Genomic DNA, 20,274 nt, shown 5'->3' on the forward strand with positions numbered 1-20,274 from the left:
AACTTCTATTTTAAAGGACTAAGGTCGCATGCCTAAATAACTTGAAAATACTTGCTGTGCATTTTCAAGTTACTGTGGCATAAAAACGCAATTTTACATTTAATTGGCGTCAATCACCATCTATTTGAGTTAAAGGGAGACTAATTGGATGAATTTTTATCACTTTAATCTCATGTCTAAGTGATTTTACCCATGTTTTAGCAATTAAAAAGCCGGTGATGCCACCCAATATCGCAGCTAAAATTTGCCAGCCTTCGGCCAATAATATTAATTCACTGGTTATTAAGGCGAAGATTAAACTCAAAAACAAGGGCAACATGTAAACGGCAAAGGCATGTTTTACAACATGGCTGTCATCCAGTGACAGGGTCACTTTTTGCCCCACCTCTAATTGCGTTTCAAATTTATAGGGCAAGGTTTTTTTGGCGGTACCAAATAACTTGCTAAACACCTGTGAGCCACAACGTCCATTACAGCCTTCACAGGCTTGTTTTTGTTGGGCTTCTAAATGCGCAACGTGGCCACTAAGGGCCACGACGGTTAACGTTTGTTCTATCATAATTTAGATTCTATAATGCCCGTGATACCGACTCTGCAATCGCTTTAGCACTCGTTGTTGGGATATTCCCCACCACAGACACATCAAAATTTCCGCCGTTGTGCACATATATAGTGGTTGCACCCGAGGTCAGTGCTCCGCTTAAACGCTTGCCTGGTAGTGGTCGTTGTACAAATACTGATACCTCAACGAATCCATCAGAAAATAAATAGTAGTCTGTTAATTCATTGTTTAAGTCGAGCTTATGTCTATCTGACTTGAGTAGTTCAAACCCTTCAGGTAGCCAACCAATAGTCCAATTCATGGCATTTGCTTTGCTTTGTTCAGCAATTGAATTAGCGGGTAATGGGGTTGGAAAATTACGATTAAGTACTTCTAATAATAAGCTTGCCGGTTGCTCAGTTACACTGATATGGGTAAGTTGTAATTGCTCAAGTGCTTCGCCTTGATGATTAACATAAGCGGCTTTTAATAATAACGAAGACTCAGTATCAATCCAAATCCAATAGTTATATTTGTCATCGTTTTTAGATTCAATTCGAACCAGCTGAGCAGGACGCCCCGCAATACGGCCTTTACCACCAAGCACAAAATCATAATGCGCACTTAGGCGATTAATATCTTTAAATAAAACTTCTGGGATGGGACCTGCAATTGAGTCGGTTGTTAACGAGTAAGGTTCTGATTGTGGCTCAAAGTAGGTAACTTGGTCGTCAATACGGATCATTTCAAGGCCTGCACCATTAAGCAAACTTAAATGCTCAAGCTCTATATCACCTTGTTTAGCATGCACCCAGCGGTAGGGCTCCATACTTTTACCTTTAACAACAACAAAAGAGGCGTCGAAATTACGAGTGTGAACTGCACTGGCCATTTCAAGCAGTAAATCTTTAGCGGGGTTTGTGTCATTGGCAAAAGTGTTAAAACTTAACACCAATGACATAATAAAAGTGATTACTTTCATCTAATTAGTTTTTTTCCTCTGGCGATGTTTCATCTGTTTTAGCTGTTTTTAACGAATGAGCAACACGCGCTTGACGCTGATGTTCAAGTACTAATGCGCCAATGCGTTGCTGTTGAAGCTCGCGCAAGCCTTGCTCTGCGTTATCAAGTGCTGGTGCTGATGAGTAGCTTACTGGCGACGCCATGCCGGTTAACGGCGTGGTTTGCAGTAAAGGAATTTCATTTTGTGGAGCATCTTCACCTTGCGGTAAGGTGTTCACGCCAACAATAGTAAACATTGCTACACTTGCTGCAATTGCCAATTGGGCAACCGGTTTACGCCAATTAAACGCCACTACTTTGTTGTCTGTTTCGGTGCTTGAAGGGGTTGCCACACTGTCAGACTGGCTAAAGTCTGCATAAACGGGCTCACTCTCAAGTGCTAACGAAATGCGATCGCTAATATCAAAGTCCATATTATTGTTATTTTCTTTAGCTCGCATTGCATCACCGATTAACGCGTAACGGCCAAACGTAGCAACATCATCTGATGCAATAGCGGCATCATTTAAAGTTTGCTCACCGTCAAGTAATGCTGATAACGATTCGTTATCTAAGCGGTTAACGTGTGCTTTTGTCATACTAAGACTCGCCTATCAATGGGTTTAATTTATTATCAATTGCTTCACGGGCACGAAAAATACGCGAACGTACCGTCCCGACTGGGCAATCCATCACCACGGCTATTTCTTCATAGCTCATACCCTCAATTTCTCTAAGAGTAATCGCGGTTTTTAGATCTTCAGGCAAACTATCAATCGTATTAAAAATAACAGCGCGTACTTCTTCGCTTAATAGTAAATTTTCAGGTGACGCGTTAGAACGCATTGAATCTGCACCTTCATAAAACTCGGCATCCTCAGCATCTATATCATTTGCTGGCGGTTTACGCCCTTGAGCCACTAAATAATTTTTAGCACAATTAACGGCGATACGGTAAAGCCAAGTATAAAAAGCACTGTCACCACGAAAGTTTGGAAGGGCACGGTACGCTTTAATAAACGCTTCTTGTGCTACATCAGCAATGTCACCTTGATTTGATACATAACGTGAGATCAAACCGGCAATCTTGTTCTGATACTTCTTAACTAATAGGTTAAAGGCGTTTTTATCTCCCTGCTGAACCCTTTTCACTAACGCTAAATCTAATTCCTGCTCGCTCATTCGAGCCGGTACTCCTCTGATTGATTCTTGCTTATTATTCATAGTGTCGCCATTGTTCACACCTACTCTGACCCTTAGATGAATAAAAAGTTCTGACTCATATTGTTTTTTTATAAAATAGCTACAAATTACGCGTTTATACGCTAAAACCACTTAGTAGTAGTTCAACAAATATGGTACAACTATAAGTATTAAAAATAAATATTGCTCTATCTGAGCATTGTAACCGCAAAGTACCTCACAGATGAACCAAAATAAACATCACATTACCGATGTCGCTATTATTGGTAGCGGCGCAGCAGGCTTATCACTTGCTTTATCTTTGGCTAATTACTGTAACGTTACCGTGATCAGTAAAGGTGAATTAACCGAAGGTTCTACTCTTTATGCCCAAGGCGGAATTGCCGCTGTTTTTGATAAAAAAAATGACAGTATAGAATCTCACGTTGAAGATACTTTAGATGCCGGTGGCGGTTTGTGTGACAGAGAAGCTGTTCATTATACTGCCAGCAATGCGCATGACTGCCTACAATGGTTGATTGACCAAGGCGTGCCTTTTGATATGGAATTTGATAGTAAAGGTAAAGAGCGTTTTCATTTAACCCGCGAAGGGGGTCACAGCCACCGACGCATTTTGCATGCTGCCGATGCCACTGGCAAAGCAGTGCAAACAACGTTAATTAGCCAAGTTCAAGCACATAGCAATATCACCTTGTTAGAGCATTACAATGCGATTGATTTAATTACTGATAAAAATATCGGTAAAACGGGGTCACATGTTCACGGTATGCATGTGTGGAATAAAAAAGCCAAAAAAGTAGAAACTATTGGCGCAAAATTTGTTGCCCTTGCAACGGGTGGTGCAAGTAAAGTGTACCTTTACACCTCTAACCCTGATGTTTCTAGTGGTGATGGCATTGCAATGGCGTGGCGTGCAGGGTGTCGCGTTGCTAACATGGAATTTAATCAATTTCATCCAACCAGTCTTTATCATCCAGAATTACAAAACTTTTTAATTACCGAAGCAATGCGTGGTGAAGGTGCGTATTTAAAACGCCCTGATGGCACTCGCTTTATGAAAGAGTTTGATGAACGAGAAGAACTCGCTCCGCGCGATATTGTAGCGCGCGCTATCGACTTTGAAATGAAACGCCTTGGCGCAAATTGCTTATATTTAGATATTAGCCATAAAGACAAAGATTTTATTATTGAACACTTCCCTACTATCTACGCTAAATGCTTGAGTGTAGGGCTTGATATTACCAAAGAGGCAATCCCTGTCGTTCCCGCAGCACATTACACCTGTGGTGGCGTAATGACCGACTTTAACGGCAAAGCGGATTTAGCAAATTTATACGCTGTGGGTGAAGTGGCTTATACCGGCCTGCATGGTGCTAACCGCATGGCGAGTAACTCGTTATTAGAGTGCATTGTGTTTGCCCATGCAGCAGCAAAAGATATTTTGAGTAAAATAGAGAGCGCACCCGCGCTGGTTGATTTACCTAGTTGGGACGAAAGTCGTGTATCTAATTCAGATGAAGAAATTGTCATCACTCACAACTGGCATGAGCTACGATTGTTTATGTGGGATTATGTTGGGATTGTACGCTCAACTAAACGCCTTGAACGTGCGCTTCATCGTGTTGAGTTACTGCAACAAGAAATACACGATTATTACGCAAACTTTAGAGTAAGCAATAACTTACTTGAATTACGTAATTTGGTGCAAGTTGCCGAGCTTATTATTAGAAGTGCTATGGAACGTAAAGAAAGTCGTGGACTACACTTTACCATTGATTATCCAGAGCAAAATGAGAACCCAACACCCACTATTTTGACCCCTCCGCGTAATTAATTACTTCAAGCGTTGCCCGTTTTAAACGCGCATAGCTTTGCTCATCAACACTATTGGCTGAAATAATCAGCCAATAGTTTTTACTAAAACCATTAATATACAACCACACACTGCGACCAAGTAATCGGCTTTGATTACTAATTACACCTTGAATTTGCCTGCCAGAGCCTTCAAAGCGAAATTGATTCGGCTCTAAAAGTATGACGCCCTGCTGTGGCTGAGCTGCAACGATTTTTCGCCAAACGATAATGCCAGCAAGGGTATTAAGTGCAATACAAAAAAGAGTTGCCGCCACCGAGTCCATAAATAGGCACAACACTAAAGTCAGCACACAAAAAAAGACCACAATCGGTTTGTGGTCTGTTTTATTATTTGTAACAGTAAATCTATACACGAACTCGGTCTAAAATTAGCTGAACCATGCTGTTTAGCTCTGCGTCTTTACATTCTTCATGGCCCATAAACCAAGCGAATAAATCTGGGTCTTCTTGGGTTAATAGACGCTGAAAAATCGCTTGCTGTTTAGCATCTAACGAGTCATAAGCTTCTTCAACAAACGGCATAAACAAAACATCTAGCTCTAACATGCCACGGCGACAAGCCCAACGGATACGTGCTTTACTATGTATTTCAACCATTTTAAACCTCATATTTAATTAACTCGAGTTTACCAAATATGCGTTAATTTAACAGCACTAAGTTATAAAAACATCGTCTGTTAGTCGCTGTACCATACGCTTTAACTACGTTATTATGTGACCTCATTTGTTATTGAAAAGAAGGTGTTTATGTCTCAGGTTTATGCATGTCCTTTATCACATCAGGTTATTAGCCTCTCAGGCGCAGATAAATTATCGTATCTCCACGGACAAATCACTCAAGATCTAAATAAACTTAATAACAGCAACTTTTTGTGGGCAGGTCACTGTAGTGCAAAAGGTAAGTTATGGGGTGTATTTAAGCTATTTTCTTATCAACAAAGTTACTTTTTAGCTGGTTCAAGTGCAGAAGTCGAACGTTCACTAGCTGAATTAAAAAAATACGCTGTATTTGCAAAAGTTGAAATTAATAAAGCATCAGAGCGATTAATTGGTCTACTTAGCGATGACTTAACAAACTTACTCACACAATTGGATATTCACTTTAGCGATGACGCCACAGCCTGCGACTTCGCCCATGGCAAAGCACTGAAACTGGCACCAAACCGCGTTTTACTAATGGTTGACAGCCAATTTTGCCTACCTGATGACGTGTCAACTCTCGACAACGATGCCCTATGGCAACAAACGTCTATACTCGCTGGTGAACCGCAATTAAGTGTCGATGCGATTGATGAGTACGTACCGCAAATGGTTAATCTGCAAGCCATTAACGGCATTAGCTTTAAAAAGGGTTGCTACACAGGCCAAGAAACCGTTGCACGTATGAAGTACCTAGGCAAAAACAAACGTGCTATGTATATCGTTTCTGGGCAAAGTGAAGGGTTACTCGAAGCACCCGACATTGAAACTCAATTAGGTGAAAACTGGCGCCGCGCAGGTAAACTTATTGCGCAAAGCTATAATGAACAAACACAGACTTTAACTGGTTTGGTCGTGTTGCCAAACGATACTGATATCGATCAGACTCTTCGTGCAAAACACACCCCTTCGGTAGAGCTAAACATTCTGCCTCTACCTTACTCTCTTGAAGATGAATAATAGGAATGACTATGATCGTTGCAGCAAATAAAGTGGTAAAAATGCATTACTCTGTTTTAGATAATGACGGAAATACCATTGATAACTCATTTGGCGGTGAGCCATTAATTTTTATCGTTGGTACAGGCTACCTGATCTCAGGGCTTGAAAATGCGCTGCAAGGCAAGCAAGCTGGCGATACACTAAGTGTAAAAGTAGAACCAGAAGAAGGTTACGGTGAGCGTCATGATCACTTAATGCAAGCCGTACCAAAATCAATGTTTGAAGGTATGGAAATTGAAGTGGGCATGCAATTTCGTGCAACCACCGATGACGGCGACCAATCAGTAATGATCATCGACATTCAAGATGAAGAAGTCATTGTTGATGGTAACAACCCACTTGCCGGCATTACGCTTAACTTTGATGTAGAAATTTTAGAAGTACGCGATGCAACAGCCGAAGAGCTTGAGCATGGCCACGTACATGGCGAAGGCGGTTGTGGTCACGAGCACTAAGCCCTAATGCAGTAATAAAAAAAGCGCCTGAGGCGCTTTTTTTACAGCATATTATTATGCGTACGTAATTTAACTTGAGGCTCTGCTGCTGGTACTTCGCCAGGAGTTATTTTATCTTCAAGCGCAGCAACTAACCCCTCTTGGTCATTCGTGCCTAAGCGATATTGAGTGCCATCTTTAAGCGTTAATTGCACCGCACTAAAGCCTGATACCGAGTAAATCCAACCATCATGTGTAATGCGAATACCAATACCATGACGGTATGAGTTTTGTACTGCTTTTACATCCACTATGTCTTCTAATGCTAATTTTTGGCCGGCAACACCTGGACCAAATGCCCAGCTAACATGGGTATCATCAACTTTAATGGTTAAACCATGAAATAAAAAACCCACCAGTAATAAAATACCTGCAAATACCATTAACGGCACATCGGCACCCATTAAATTCCATGCAAGTGCAACAAAACCACTGATCCACGCTAATACTACAAATATAAATACCGCATACTGCTTATGCTGATACATAACACTCTCAATTAAAAAGTTAAAAACTGTACACTAAGGTTGCACTGAGCTCTGAATCGTATTTAAGCTTATCTTCCTCAGGCTTAGAATTATAACGGTACATATACGCAAATTTAAGCGATACCGCGCCAACCACTTGGCTAATTAATGCCGTTTCTGACTTTAACCGTGAATTAAGCCCAGACAATGACTGCTCTATACTAATATCCTGATTAAATCGGGTGCGCTCAGATACCAACCGTTCCCACTGCATTGCAATACGAAGTAAATAGCCCATTTTGTCTTTGTCGTCTTCAAGTGCTGTTGACTCATCATCAGCAACTGAGCGGTATAAACCTGGGCCAATATCTATATCTACTTTATTTTTAACCCCTTGATAAACACGTGCACCATAACCAGTTGCTACCGTGCTTTTAAAATCAAGGCCACTAAATTCATCTTCCTCGTAATCTCCATAAATAAAGAACGACGAGTTTTTAACCCCTACTTTATAGTTGCCTTGTGCAGATACAAACACGCGATTAGCAGTCACATCAGACTCACCTGTTTCTTCATTTTCGTCACGTTTGTAGAGGGAGTCTATTTTGAATTGATTTCGCCAGTTTTCAAAATCTTGATAAAGATTCCCTTTAAGCTTAAAACTGGTGGAGTTGGTATTGCCTTTACTTAAAATAAAACCAAATTCGGTATCGCCATACAGTACTTCGCCTTTGTGTAACTCATGAATCTCTTCATCTGAAAGCTGACCATACTCATGAAAATCTTCAAAAGGATCAACAGCCCAGCTAAAGCAGCTAAATAATAAAAGCAGTAATACAAAGGAGTTTCGCAAAATACGTTCTCTTGCAAATGGCAATAACAAAAAAGCGGAGAAATGATTATTCACTTTCTTTCCACAAAATATGACAAAAAGGTGCATCTTTATCACGGCTAATTAAAATTTTCGCAAATAATACGTCTTCATTATCAAACTCAAGGCCTACTAATACTTGAATAAAATGCTCAGGTTCAATTTCTAAGGCAACAAAGTCTTGCCACTGTTCAACAGGCTCATCTTCTTCAATAAAGCCTAGCTCTTCACGGTGCAGGTTAAATTCTTCAACATCTTTATCGCTTAAATTATTGGGAGCCAGCTCTAAAAAAATATCATAAGCTTGATGAGTTGCTTCTTCTACCGTAAATAAACGTGGACCTGACATGAATGGTTAACCTCTGAGCTTTTAAGTGGGTATCATAATATCAAAAGTTGTTGGGGTTTTGATAAAAAAAACACGTTAAATACTGACTTTTTTATTTATTCCTAATACTTATAGATAGATTAACGATTAGTTAGCGTAAGGCGTTACCCTTAAAAATTAAGTTAATCGTTAAAGATAAAAGACCCCATTTGCTTTAAAAAATTCAGTTTGTTTTTATTCATCTTCATCCACTTTACTTAACATCAATAAAAACATAAGCTCAAGCAACAGGTCAGAGGAGTGCACAATGATAAAATTAGAAAAAAAACAGGGTATTGCCACTGTTACATTAAATCGTGTAGAAAAACAAAATGCCTTAAGCTTTGCTATGTTTGTTGAGCTTAACAAGGTGATTAAAAATATAAAAAAAGATGCCAGTATTCGTGCGGTTGTATTAACCGGTGAGGGCGAACACTTTTGTGCGGGACTCGATATTAACGCGGTTATGGCTTCACCATTCAATATCATAAAGCTCCTATTCAAATGGCTACCTGGTAATCAAAACCTAGCGCAAAAGGTCGTACTGGGCTGGCAGTCATTGAGTGTGCCTGTAATTGCTAAAATAAATGGAAATTGCCTTGGTGGAGGGTTGCAAATAGCACTGGGTGCCGATTACCGAATTGTTCACCACGATGCCAAACTCGCCATTATGGAAGCGCGCTGGGGGTTATGCCCAGACATGGGCGCTAATGTTATGCTTTCAGGCTTAGTAAAACGCGACCAAGCACTTTGGCTAGCAAGCCATGCCGAACCAATAAACGCACAAGACGCTTTTGAACTCGGTTTAGTAACAAAAACAACCGACGATACCGATAAAGCAACTAAAGAAATGCTTGAAACATTACAAGCGCGTTCACCTGACACATTGGCGGCAATAAAACGAGTAACTCAACAAAGCTATAAAGCCCAAGCTCGAAAAATACTCGCTAAAGAAACATGGAGCCAAATTCGCTTATTAAGCAACCCCAATACTAAAAAAGCCATTGCTAAAGCAAAAGGTAAAACTGGTATTGAGTTTTCAAACGCCAAGCACTGGTAACATTGATGGTAATACTAAGGCACAATGCACAAAACAGCGTTATTTGTTAAAGTGATAACCCTCTATTGTATTGAGTCGTCGTCATGAAATACTTTTTAAGTAGCGCTATCATTTTGCTTTGCTTGGCAGCGGGCAAACTTATTATGCACTTTATTGATGCCAGTTTTCCTGCGCCACTATTAGCAATGGTTATTTTACTGGTACTACTTTTATCAGGCATTGTTAAAGAGCAGCAACTTACTCCATGCGCCTCGCCTATTTTAAATGTAATGCCTATTTTCTTTATTCCTGCAGGCGTTGGTTTTATTGAACACTTGGGACTTATAAAAACACATTGGCCATTTTTAACCACTGTGATGATTATAGTGCCCTTGAGTAGCTTAATTTTAGTAGCCAGTGTGGTTGGCCACTTTAAGGGCACTGAAAACAATGAATGAGCAAATCAGTGCAATAACGCCAAGCCTTTGGTGGTTGACCATCCCTTTTATAATGACTCTTTTTTTTGGACTAAAAATGCTCAATGTGAGAGTAAGTCACAGCATTTTAAAATCCCTCACGAACCCCGTATTTTTAAGTATCGGCATTATTGCCTTATTACTCGTTAACCTTAAATTACCTTATTCACAATTTGCATCGCATAGTCGGTTGTTAACGTGGTTATTAGAGCCGGCCATAGTCGCGTTAGCCCTCCCCTTGTATCAGCAGTTTATGCATATTCGAAAAAACTTTTTACTCATTTTAGTCACCTGCAGTATTGGCATTATTAACGCCACACTGGTGGCTTTTGTATTAAGTGTTTTATTTGCTGTCCCATCGCAGCTCAGCGCTTCAGTTGCGGCACTTAGCGTTACTACACCTATTGCATTACTTGTCACCGACTCACTTGGCGGGATCAGCTCGCTAGCCGCTGCTATGGTTATTTTTATTGGTTTGCTTGGGGCTTTGTTTGGCTTTTTGTTACTAAAATTAATTAAAATATTTAACTTTGAGGCACAAGGCATTGCAATGGGAACGGCCTGTCACGCTATAGGCACCGCGGCTGCAATTGCCGAACATCCAAAAATAGGGGCGTTTTCATCAGTGGCTATGGCATTGAGTGCGCTATTAACTGCTGTGATAGTACCACTATTATATCCAATTTTAGTGAGCACTTTGTTATAGTAAGTTGATACCAATATAACTAAAACTAGAGCTCACCATGATCAGTTCCGAAATTCAACAATTTGAAAAGTACTACGCCCTACTTACCGAGTATTTAGTCACCTATAGTATGCAAATAGTCGGTGCTATTTTTATTCTACTGGTTGGTCTTTGGGTGGCGAAAAAACTTGCCGAAGTAGTTGCCAATTTGATGACTCGACATAACGTTGATATCACCTTAACTAACTTTGTTAGTAATGTAGTGAAAGTACTGCTAATCATTATGGTGATCATAATTGCGCTTGGTAAAATTGGCATTAGTGTTACCCCATTTGTTGCTGCAATAGGTGCAGCCTCATTGGGTGCTGGCTTAGCATTACAAGGCATGCTTTCTAATTATGGCGCGGGACTTGCTATTATTGCCACGCGGCCATTTGTGGTAGGCGATACCATAGAAGTAAAAGGGGTTAGTGGCCAAGTAAAAGTAATTGAACTGGGCCACACCGTGTTAATTAATGAAGAAAAAGTAGAAATAACCATTCCCAACAAACATATTGTTGGCGAAATTCTGCATAACTCATTTAGCTACTCTTTAGTAAAAGGTGAAATAGACATAGCCTACAGCGCCTCTAGTGATACTGCGATCAACCTTATCGAAAACGTATTAGCTAATCACGAACTGGTTGCTAAACAACCCAATGCACAAATTGGCATAGAGCGCTTTGCTGATAGCGGCGTTACTATTAGCTATCGATACTGGGTTCCTACCACTAAAATTATTGAAACTAAGCTCGCTATTAATGGCGGCGTATATAAAGCAATTAACGATGCCAATATCGAAATTCCGTTTCCACAGCGCATTGTTACACTTAATAAAAATAACTAGTACTACTAAATATAACTAAAGCAAAAACTAAGTGCACTTATAACTATAAAAATGAGCCTATTATGCATCAACCTCCCTTTTATTTAGGTGAATGGCAAATAACCCCTGCCAGTAACACTATTCAACGCGCTGAGGAACAAAAACAGCTAGAACCTAAAGCCATGGATGTACTGGTATACTTGTGTCAAAATCAAGCAGAGATTGTGAGTAGCGACGCGTTATTAACTCACTGCTGGGCAAACACAGAAACCGGCGATAACCCTCTGCATAAAACTATCACTCAGTTACGAAAAGCTCTGGGTGATAAGGCAAGCGCCCCGCAATACATAGAAACCATACGTAAACGTGGTTATAGGGTTATTGCATCGGTTGAGTTTCCATTAGCTGATGACCTCCCCAACCAAGTTAACACATGGCAAGGCGGCTCCCCTTTTTTAGGTTTGAGTGCATATAACCCAACCGATACCCACTTATTTTTTGGTCGTAATCATGCCATCAGCACGTTATTAGAGAGCGTATCAAACCAAGTAACATTGCAGCGCGCATTTTGTTTAATCCTTGGCCCTAGTGGCACAGGTAAATCATCATTAGTTAATGCGGGTATACTGCCAAAGCTACTCGACGAGCGAGGCTATAACGGCATTAGAGTAATGTCGTACACCCAACTCGACTTTGCAGATGTAGCTCAAAATAGGCTGTATTTAGATCTCGCCTCGGCCATGCTCGATTGGGATATTAACGACATTCCAGTATTTACAGGGCTAAGCGCACAAACGCTGGCACAGCAACTAGAACATGACATAGATAATGTAATTAGCGGCTTAAAAAATACAATTGCAAATATTCAAACAGCAGCAAAAACGCCGCAATTGTTTTTGTTTATAGACCGCTTAGAAGTGCTACTTTCCTCACCGCTATTTAGTAACGACATCCAAAGTCATTTTTTATCTGTTATTGAGCGTTTAGCGACCTCTAAAGCGGTGATTGTATTTAGTGCCTGTCGTAACGATTTTTACCCTTTAGTGGTTGAGCAGCCAAGCCTTATGGCCGGCAAAGCTCATGGCGCGCATTACGATTTAACCCCGCCAAATCGCCATGAACTACAACAAATTATTCGCTTGCCAGCGTTAACCGCTAATTTAACGTTTTCGCAAGACCCACACACCAAAACCCCGCTGGATGAAATACTTTGCGCCGATACCGCCAACAATCCAGATGCACTGCCCATGCTGCAATACACACTGCAAGAGCTGTATTTACAGCGCAGTGATAATAATGAGTTATTGCACAGTGTATATGAAAAACTCGGCGGTATTGAGGGTGCCATTGGCAAAAAAGCCGAAGAAGTATTTATAGGGCTTTCTAAAGCGCAACAGCAGCAACTAAAAAGCGTGTTATCGCAATTAGTAACGCTAAACCCAGATGGTAAAACCATTACGAGTCGCGCAGCCCGCTTACAAGCGTTAACCAACACCAGTCAAAAAGAGCTGGTTCAAGCCATGGTCGATAGCCGCTTATTTGTATCGCATTTACAAAACCAAGAAGCCTACTTTAGCCTTGCCCACGAGGCATTATTACGCCAATGGCCACGTGCTAAACAGTGGATTAATGACCATAAAGATGCCCTTGCTATAAAAAGCCGCTTACACCACCACACGCAGCAATGGCTTAATGAGCACAAAAGTAACGCCTACCTGTTAGCACCGGGTAAACCATTGCAAGAGGCCGTTACCTTATTAAACGACAACATATTTAAACTAGACGATGACGAACGCGCGCTTATAACCAGCTCTCTTAAACACAGTAAAACAAAAACAACCATAAAACGCGGCACCGTCGCTCTGCTTTGTTTACTTACCTGTGTTGCCCTATTTATGAGTGTTACCAGCTTTCAAGCGCAGCAACTTGCACAGCAAAAGCGCCAAGAGGCCGAAAGCTTACTAGGGTTTATGGTTGGTGATTTTGCCGATAAATTACGCAGCGTAAAGCGTATGGACTTACTTGATGGCATTAGTAATAAAGCACTTGAATATTTTACTAATCAAGTTGATAAACCAAGCTCGCTATTTAACTTTAGCAGTCAACAAGGAGAATTTAAAAGTCGCTTTCAGTACGCACAAACCCTTGAGGCCATGGGTGAAGTCGCCTATTCACGGGGTAAAACCGATGAAGCCTTTACCGCCTTTGAAAACGCCCGCACTCGCCTTGAAGCATTATTAAAAATCCAACCAAACAACTTAGAGCTTCTCACACTCGCCGGTGCTAATGCCTTTTGGCTCGGTCAGCTTCATTATGATAAAAGTAATTACGCTGCTACTGAGCCATTTTTTAAAAAATATCATGCCTACAGCGAGAAAATGTATTCATTAGCACCGAATGATTTTAACTCGATTATGGAGCTATCGTATTCGCATAATTCGCTGGGCTCTTTATACACAGAGAAATTTGACTACAGCGCAGCGAAACAAAGCTTTACAAAATCGCTGGCACTTAAAAACAAAGCGCTTAAGCTTAAACCCAATAATAAAAACTTATTGCGCGATAAAGCAGATACCATCAGCTGGCTTGCTAAAACCGAAGAAGGGCTCGGTGATTTTAATGCCGCGCTAACCATGTATGTAAATGCCTCAAGTGAATTGTCAAATATGCTATTGAATTATCCCGATGATGCAAGTTTATCAAGCAGTTTAGCTTATACTTATATTCAGCAAAGCTATCTTTTAAGTTATTTACCCAATAGACAACCTGCCTACGAAAAAGCACAGCAAGCCACTAATACAATTAATAACGCTATATTGCAGGATCCAAAAAGTAAGTACTTTCAAGATTCATACTATCGCTTTTTAGCCTACCAATTGATGCTTTCAGCCGATAAAAATATTAATGAACAAGTAAATGAAATTATTAAATTTGTCAAAAATCAATACTTCGACAATAAATTTATTATAAATACACAAGTAAGCCTTATACACTATTTTATTGATAGGCTGTCACAGCACAAAGCACAGGAGTTATTAATTGCGCTGGAGAGTGATACAAACTATCAAGAGTACATAGCTAATCAAATGAAAATTGGCGATAACATAATACCGATACGGGTTAATTTACTTAAAGCTAAGTTAAGTACAACCAGCAAGCAGCGAGAACAGTTTTGCTTAAATGCGCTTCAAGCCATTATTAAAACAGCAGAAAAAGATCAAAGTGTTCGTATCACATACCCGCTGGTACAGGTGTACACTTGCTTAAATCGAGCTGACGAAATCCCCAAAATAAAAGCAAACCTAGTAAAACTAGGCATTACTAATTTTAAACTATGACTATGAATAAAAAAGGAAATAATATGAATAACACTCAAGAACTAATTCACTTTACAGTTAACATTGTACTAGGCAGTGACGACGAAGCTAACTTTACATACTCTATAGATGGTAAAGAAGTGACTGGCGGCGGAGTTGTAAGAACCGAGACTGCGGGCATTTATAGTTTAGATGAAACCACAATTGAAAATGGATTTTTATTTACTGGCGCGACTATGACTGATGTCGATAAAGAAACGCCATGCGCCCAAAACTTCAGCTTTAAAGTAAGCGATAATGGCCGCAAAATTACTATTATCGATACCGATGAAAACCCAGGTACTGCCTGTTTGATATTTAATGTTGAGTGCAACGGCACAGCCTATGAAAGCACTGATCCGCAAGTTGAAAATAGAGGTGAAAATTAATTAACAACGATTAATTATTGATTTTTAAATTGCACAGGGCTGATTTATTCCTTTGCAATTTTATAAGCCAAACACTTTAACGTTTACACATACCAAGCAGCATCATTAATAACTATCCTTTATTACTAATTTATAATAAAAACCTCAACTTTCAATTGCTGAGTAACTAATTTTCACCTTGCATAGGTTACTTAAAACCTGTGCAAACATGGTTTTTATCATTAAATATCAGCAAGTTAAAAACAGAAGATTACCGAAAGGTTTAATTGCACTTTTTTAAGTAAATTTGTAGACATCAAAAACGTCTGTACCATGCTAAGGCTAAAACGTGTCTAAACAAATTAATAACAAAGAAACTGCAGCAATTAAAAATGATAAAGCGCTCTCCTTCGATTGTGCTTCATCGAGCCCTTTTTTAAATGCTCAATTTAGTGCTTTAATTGAATTGTTTAATGGCACTGCTGAAGGAATATTTGTAATTAATGAACAAGGTGATTTTGAGTTTGTTAATCCAAAAGCTGCGCAATTGTTTGGTCACTCACAGCAGTCATTGATTGGTGATAATTTATTAACATTTTTAAACGATTCCGACCTTGAAAAGTATAAGCAAACCCTATCGAATTGGATTAGCATTAAAGATACAGCGCTAAGCTATGGCCCTAATGAAGTAACAATTAATAAAGCCAATGGCGATGTGATTGAAGCCGACCTATCAATCTCAAGCATGCCTAAAAGTATCGCATCGGCGCAAAAGCTTTATGTGTGTATACTTCACGATCTTAGTACCCATAAAACCATGTACAACCGTTTAAAAGTACAGGCCTCAACCGATCATTTAACTGGGCTTGCTAACCGTTTAGCTTTAGATGAGTCATTAAAAAAATATTGGCAAGAGAGTATTCAAAGCCAACAACCTCTAACCAGCATATTGATTGATGTTGACCACTTTAAAAAATTCAACGACACCTATGGGCATATTAAAGGCGATAAATGCCTACAAAAAATTGCAAAGCTAATTTTACAGTGTGTACCCTCAAGAGAATGTTTAGCGGCTAGGTATGGCGGTGAAGAGTTTGCAATAATTTTGCCCCGTTGCGATATTAAAAGTGCAACCATTGTTGCAAAACAAATCGAGCAACTCGTTAATAAGATGACCTTCACAGATATTGGCTTACCACCAGAGGTTAAAATTACCATAAGCCAAGGTATAGCCTGTGAGCATCATAATCAATATAGGACATATGAAGCGCTTTTATGTGCAACCGATACAGCACTATACCGAGCTAAAAAAGAAGGACGCAATAGAATAAGCTCTATCATTTAACGAATTAGTAGCATTATGCCCAAAACAAGCGCTAATAAATAGGAATTAGCGCTGAACTGAGACAGCTTCACAGTAGTAACAAACTACCTAATCCTAAAAAGGTTACAAAGCCGACAATATCAGTGACTGTGGTTAAAATAACTGAGCCTGATAATGCAGGGTCAATTTTCATTTTATCTAAGATAGACGGGATCACTACGCCCGCTAACGACGCAGCCACTAGATTAAGCAGTATCGCCACAGTAATGGTTATACTAAGCATAATATCGTTAAACCATAGGAAAGTTAGCAAGCCAATCACTAAAGCCCATACCAAGCCATTTACCGCGCCCACACGCAGCTCTTTTTTAAGCAGTGCCTTACGGTTGGAGTCGGTAACCTGACCAAGCGCAAGACCACGCACTATAACCGTTAAGGTTTGGCTTCCGGCAATACCCCCCATTGAAGCGACAATCGGCATCAATACAGCTAAAGCAACCACTTGTTCTATGGTGGCGCCAAATAAACCAATAAACCACGAGGCTAAAAATGCCGTCGCTAAGTTGATACCTAGCCAAATACCTCGGTTTTTAGCACTTTTGCGAACACTAGCAAATAGGTCTTCGTCTTCTCGTAAACCACCAGCCTTTGCTGTGGCTTCGTCAGCGATTTCTTGACGTAATTCATAAGCTGATGCAATGGTTAATCGCCCTATTAGTTTGTTATCGGCATTAACCACGGGCATGGCCATTTGTTCACTATGAATAACCACTTCAGCGGCTTCATATAAATCATGGTCTGCATGCAATGAGGTAAAGTCATGATTAGCTAAGGTCATTAAACTCTCGTTATCATGCGCTTTTATCAGGTCATTAACTGCCACTTCGCCTATTAAGCTGCCTTTGCGGCTCACTAAATAAATCACTTCGCTGTACTGCGGTAACCCTTTGTGGAGTAACTTTTTAGCGCCGCCGGCTGTGAGTTTGTCTGACACCTTTAAAAAGTCAAAGCCAATCCAGTGTCCTAGTTGCTCAGGCGTATATTGTTGCGCCAGCTCGTATTGTTTGGTTTGTGCTTCATCAAGCTGCTTTTTTGCATAATCAATAAAGCGCTGCGGGATCACTTCTTCTAATTCAAGCAGCTCTTCAACGTTAACTTCGTCTAATAATTTAAAACCGTCACTGTCATCTAGGGTTTGCAGTAACCATAAACAGCTATCTTCACTTAAATTAACGAAAATTTCGTGTTGCGTGTCTTCATCTAGTAAATGCCAAATTTCAAGGCGCTGCTCTTTAGGAATAGCTTCAAATAATAAGGATAAGTGTTCCGTTGATAAGGTTTGCTGAGCATCAATAAGTAATTTATTTTTGCGCTCAGTGGTACCACACTGCAATAAGTCGTTTATGAGTTGTGGTAACTGATCAACCGGATACTCTATCATTTAAAAACCCTAAAATAGTCTTTCACTATAAATTTACTGTAATAAGTAAGCACTTATTAATGAGAATAGCTAATAGTGTACATTAGACACGCATAAAAATATTAAAAAATCGCTGTGTTGTTAAATATTTATGGTTGTAGCGTGCTATTAGCTATCGCGCTTGAGCTAAAAATAAAGCCAAAAAAAAGCCGTAACTAAACACGTTACGGCTTGCTAAAAAATTAATAACTCACGCTATTTATATTTTAAATTGCCCTACTAGATCACCCAAGTTCTCACCGCGTCCCGCTAAGTGCTTACTAACTGAAGAAGTGGTTTTACTCGACTGTGTTAACTCATTAACTATTTCTTGAATAGCATACACGTTACGGTTAATTTCTTCTGTCACGCTACTTTGCTCTGTTGCCGCTGTGGCAATTTGTGTACTCATATCATTAATGGTGGTCACGGACGTAGTTACCGCACCTAAGCTTTCAGATATAGCCCGTGAAGACTCAACTGAGCGGTTACAGCTTTGTTGACTCGCATGCATTGCATCAACCGCTGCCGTTACTAAATTATGTAACTCGCTTAGCATTTCGTTAATTTCTAATGTGCTGTCTTGGGTTCTACTCGCCAGGCTTCTTACTTCATCAGCCACCACCGCAAACCCACGGCCTTGCTCACCTGCGCGTGCCGCTTCAATAGCCGCATTTAATGCCAGTAAGTTTGTTTGTTCAGCAATGCCACCAATTACACTTAATACGCTATTAATTTTTTTAGATTGCTCACTCAAGGAGTTAACCTGCTCTGCGGCTTGATTAATTTCGCTCATTAAGTTTGATACTTCGCTCAGTGAAATATCTACACAATCTTGCGCGTTGGCCACTTCTTTTGTCGCTGCCTGCGTTGATACCGCAACTTGCGTGGTATTTTGCGCTACCTCATGCGAGGTTGCTGACATTTCGGTAATCGCTGTTGCCACTAAATCGGTTTCATGGTTATGCTTTAATAATTTATCTTCAATTAGCAATGTTTGCGTATTAATGTCTGAAGAAGCTGTTTTAACGTCACTTGTTACATCAACCACTCCGGCAATAATACTGTGTAGCTTGCTCACAAATACATTGAAAGATTCACCTAACTGACCAATTTCATCATGAGTATCTATTTCTAAACGTCGGGTTAAATCCCCCTCCCCTTTGGCAATATCGTCTAAGCTTTGCACCATACGTTTAATTGGTTTTAGCATATTATTAGAAGCGTACAACGCACCGGCTGCTGCTAAACCAAGCAGTAGAAGTGAGATTAAAACCAAAGTGGTCATTTTTTCGCTTAAATGGCGCTCCATGGTTGTTTGATATTTTACCAGTTCGGCTTCAATATCATCCATATATGTGCCAGTGCCTATCATCCAATTAGTACCTGGGATCATGGCTGCATAACCAATTTTTTCGACTAAGCCGCTAGTATTGGGCTTTTGAAAATGATAAGTAAACGAGCCACCGCCTTTACGCGCTTGCTCAAGTAAGCCAACCACTATTTTTTTACCGTTAGGGTCGGTCATGCCTATTTTACTTTGCCCTTCTATCGCATCACCCAGTAATGCATGAAAAACACTAATACCATCGGTATCATAAATAAAGTAGTAACCATCTTCACCAAAGGTTAAATCTCGCAACGCATCTTTAGCGTCTTGTTCATTTCCTTGCGCTAATTGGTATTGCACTACTTTAGAGCCGATTTCTATTTCTGTTCTTAATAGAGTTTGTTTATCAGCAATTAATTTAGTTTTGAACTCATTAAAGTTTTGCTGTTGATTTTGCATCTCTAAATAATAAGAACCTGCCATAAAACTGATTAGTAATACAATCAAAGGTAAAACAGCCAGCAGTAGCAATTTGGTTTTTAAGCTTAAATTACCCATTATTTCTCCAATTAACATTATAAGCTATCAAGCTTTTTATTTTTCAGCCACTTAGCAACTACGTTTCCATTGTTTGTATTACTGACAACAGCGCTACACTTGTATATAAATTAAGCACAAACAGGGTTGTTGCGCAATTTAATACACTCGTATGTTAGTAAAACATACTAAAATCAACTTTATAACTAGACGATAGTATAAAAGCAGTAATAAATAACTGATTTTTCTCATGCTATAAATTCTTACTAGTGCACAGCTTATTACCTTACGATTAAATCTTAACTAACCTCAGT

At 39.8% G+C, this 20,274-nt stretch carries 21 protein-coding genes; 10 read left to right on the plus strand and 11 right to left on the minus strand.

Translation table 11 applies throughout. The features are described from left to right. Positions 1-109 precede the first annotated feature (109 nt). The 4 genes from AC27JR_RS02880 to rpoE are packed head-to-tail and all read right to left on the minus strand — an operon-like array spanning position 110 to position 2,725. Positions 110-559 carry a SoxR reducing system RseC family protein gene (locus AC27JR_RS02880; RefSeq protein WP_008111758.1) on the minus strand — a complete coding sequence of 150 codons (450 nt, stop codon included), beginning with the start codon at positions 557-559 and terminating at the stop codon, positions 110-112. A gap of 10 nt (positions 560-569) precedes the next feature. After that, positions 570-1,523, minus strand: a complete 954-nt coding sequence (locus tag AC27JR_RS02885; RefSeq protein WP_008111756.1) for a MucB/RseB C-terminal domain-containing protein — start codon at positions 1,521-1,523, stop codon at positions 570-572. A gap of 4 nt (positions 1,524-1,527) precedes the next feature. Next, positions 1,528-2,142 (minus strand): sigma-E factor negative regulatory protein, encoded by a 615-nt coding sequence (locus AC27JR_RS02890; RefSeq protein WP_008111755.1) that lies wholly within the window; start codon positions 2,140-2,142, stop codon positions 1,528-1,530. Between the two features lies 1 nt (position 2,143). Continuing rightward, positions 2,144-2,725 carry an RNA polymerase sigma factor RpoE gene (gene rpoE / locus AC27JR_RS02895; RefSeq protein WP_008111753.1) on the minus strand — a complete coding sequence of 194 codons (582 nt, stop codon included), beginning with the start codon at positions 2,723-2,725 and terminating at the stop codon, positions 2,144-2,146. A 244-nt stretch (positions 2,726-2,969) separates the two neighbouring features. Here rpoE and nadB point away from each other — a divergent pair, with 244 nt between their 5' ends. Then, positions 2,970-4,580 carry an L-aspartate oxidase gene (gene nadB, locus AC27JR_RS02900; RefSeq protein ID WP_487172736.1) on the plus strand — a complete coding sequence of 537 codons (1,611 nt, stop codon included), beginning with the start codon at positions 2,970-2,972 and terminating at the stop codon, positions 4,578-4,580. Here nadB and AC27JR_RS02905 read toward each other — a convergent pair. Both AC27JR_RS02905 and AC27JR_RS02910 read right to left on the minus strand, forming a co-directional pair. Then, on the minus strand, positions 4,555-4,911 hold the full coding sequence (locus AC27JR_RS02905) for a hypothetical protein (RefSeq protein ID WP_487172953.1): 357 nt from the start codon (positions 4,909-4,911) through the stop codon (positions 4,555-4,557). The two genes, nadB and AC27JR_RS02905, sit on opposite strands and share 26 nt — an antisense overlap. 55 nt (positions 4,912-4,966) lie before the next feature. Further along, a complete protein-coding gene (locus AC27JR_RS02910) occupies positions 4,967-5,218 on the minus strand; it encodes an FAD assembly factor SdhE (RefSeq protein WP_010387788.1) in 252 nt (83 codons plus the stop codon). A gap of 150 nt (positions 5,219-5,368) precedes the next feature. On the opposite strand from AC27JR_RS02910, the gene ygfZ reads away from it, so the two are divergent. Both ygfZ and AC27JR_RS02920 read left to right on the plus strand, forming a co-directional pair. After that, a complete protein-coding gene (ygfZ, locus tag AC27JR_RS02915) occupies positions 5,369-6,280 on the plus strand; it encodes a CAF17-like 4Fe-4S cluster assembly/insertion protein YgfZ (RefSeq protein ID WP_487172737.1) in 912 nt (303 codons plus the stop codon). Between the two features lie 11 nt (positions 6,281-6,291). Then, positions 6,292-6,777: an FKBP-type peptidyl-prolyl cis-trans isomerase gene (locus AC27JR_RS02920; protein ID WP_008111743.1), complete on the plus strand. Its 486-nt coding sequence runs from the start codon at positions 6,292-6,294 to the stop codon at positions 6,775-6,777. A gap of 41 nt (positions 6,778-6,818) precedes the next feature. Here AC27JR_RS02920 and AC27JR_RS02925 read toward each other — a convergent pair whose 3' ends face one another. Genes AC27JR_RS02925 through AC27JR_RS02935 form a run of 3 tightly spaced genes read right to left on the minus strand, consistent with a single transcriptional unit; the run spans position 6,819 to position 8,503 of the window. Further along, a complete protein-coding gene (locus tag AC27JR_RS02925) occupies positions 6,819-7,304 on the minus strand; it encodes a DUF2244 domain-containing protein (RefSeq protein ID WP_138764952.1) in 486 nt (161 codons plus the stop codon). 19 nt (positions 7,305-7,323) lie between these two features. Then, positions 7,324-8,136 carry a DUF481 domain-containing protein gene (locus AC27JR_RS02930; protein ID WP_036934091.1) on the minus strand — a complete coding sequence of 271 codons (813 nt, stop codon included), beginning with the start codon at positions 8,134-8,136 and terminating at the stop codon, positions 7,324-7,326. A 46-nt stretch (positions 8,137-8,182) separates the two neighbouring features. Further along, the gene (locus tag AC27JR_RS02935; RefSeq protein ID WP_487172738.1) at positions 8,183-8,503 is read right to left on the minus strand and encodes an HI1450 family dsDNA-mimic protein; all 321 of its coding nucleotides are present in this window, start codon (positions 8,501-8,503) and stop codon (positions 8,183-8,185) included. A 286-nt stretch (positions 8,504-8,789) separates the two neighbouring features. On the opposite strand from AC27JR_RS02935, the gene AC27JR_RS02940 reads away from it, so the two are divergent. The 7 genes from AC27JR_RS02940 (at position 8,790) to AC27JR_RS02970 (ending at position 16,655) form a co-directional block, all read left to right on the plus strand. Next, complete coding sequence (locus AC27JR_RS02940; RefSeq protein WP_487172739.1) at positions 8,790-9,581, plus strand: crotonase/enoyl-CoA hydratase family protein; 792 nt, start codon at positions 8,790-8,792, stop codon at positions 9,579-9,581. An 83-nt stretch (positions 9,582-9,664) separates the two neighbouring features. After that, complete coding sequence (locus AC27JR_RS02945; protein ID WP_054201771.1) at positions 9,665-10,018, plus strand: CidA/LrgA family protein; 354 nt, start codon at positions 9,665-9,667, stop codon at positions 10,016-10,018. Then, entirely contained in the window at positions 10,011-10,742 is a 732-nt protein-coding gene (locus tag AC27JR_RS02950; RefSeq protein WP_055013215.1) for an LrgB family protein, read from the plus strand. Before AC27JR_RS02945 ends, AC27JR_RS02950 begins: the two co-directional genes overlap by 8 nt. 37 nt (positions 10,743-10,779) lie before the next feature. Then, complete coding sequence (locus AC27JR_RS02955) at positions 10,780-11,607, plus strand: mechanosensitive ion channel family protein (protein WP_487172740.1); 828 nt, start codon at positions 10,780-10,782, stop codon at positions 11,605-11,607. A gap of 62 nt (positions 11,608-11,669) precedes the next feature. Continuing rightward, positions 11,670-14,924, plus strand: coding sequence for an nSTAND1 domain-containing NTPase (locus tag AC27JR_RS02960; protein ID WP_487172741.1), 3,255 nt, complete (start codon positions 11,670-11,672; stop codon positions 14,922-14,924). Positions 14,925-14,947: 23 nt separating this feature from the next. Further along, positions 14,948-15,331, plus strand: coding sequence for a DP-EP family protein (locus tag AC27JR_RS02965; protein ID WP_487172742.1), 384 nt, complete (start codon positions 14,948-14,950; stop codon positions 15,329-15,331). A gap of 328 nt (positions 15,332-15,659) precedes the next feature. Beyond that, a complete protein-coding gene (locus tag AC27JR_RS02970; protein ID WP_487172743.1) occupies positions 15,660-16,655 on the plus strand; it encodes a GGDEF domain-containing protein in 996 nt (331 codons plus the stop codon). Between the two features lie 67 nt (positions 16,656-16,722). Here AC27JR_RS02970 and AC27JR_RS02975 read toward each other — a convergent pair whose 3' ends face one another. Both AC27JR_RS02975 and AC27JR_RS02980 read right to left on the minus strand, forming a co-directional pair. Further along, positions 16,723-18,075 carry a magnesium transporter gene (locus AC27JR_RS02975; RefSeq protein WP_487172744.1) on the minus strand — a complete coding sequence of 451 codons (1,353 nt, stop codon included), beginning with the start codon at positions 18,073-18,075 and terminating at the stop codon, positions 16,723-16,725. 238 nt (positions 18,076-18,313) lie between these two features. Then, on the minus strand, positions 18,314-19,981 hold the full coding sequence (locus AC27JR_RS02980; RefSeq protein WP_487172745.1) for a methyl-accepting chemotaxis protein: 1,668 nt from the start codon (positions 19,979-19,981) through the stop codon (positions 18,314-18,316). Between the last annotated feature and the right edge of the window lie 293 nt (positions 19,982-20,274).

The sequence above is a fragment of the Pseudoalteromonas sp. NH0006-26 genome (assembly GCF_057552415.1).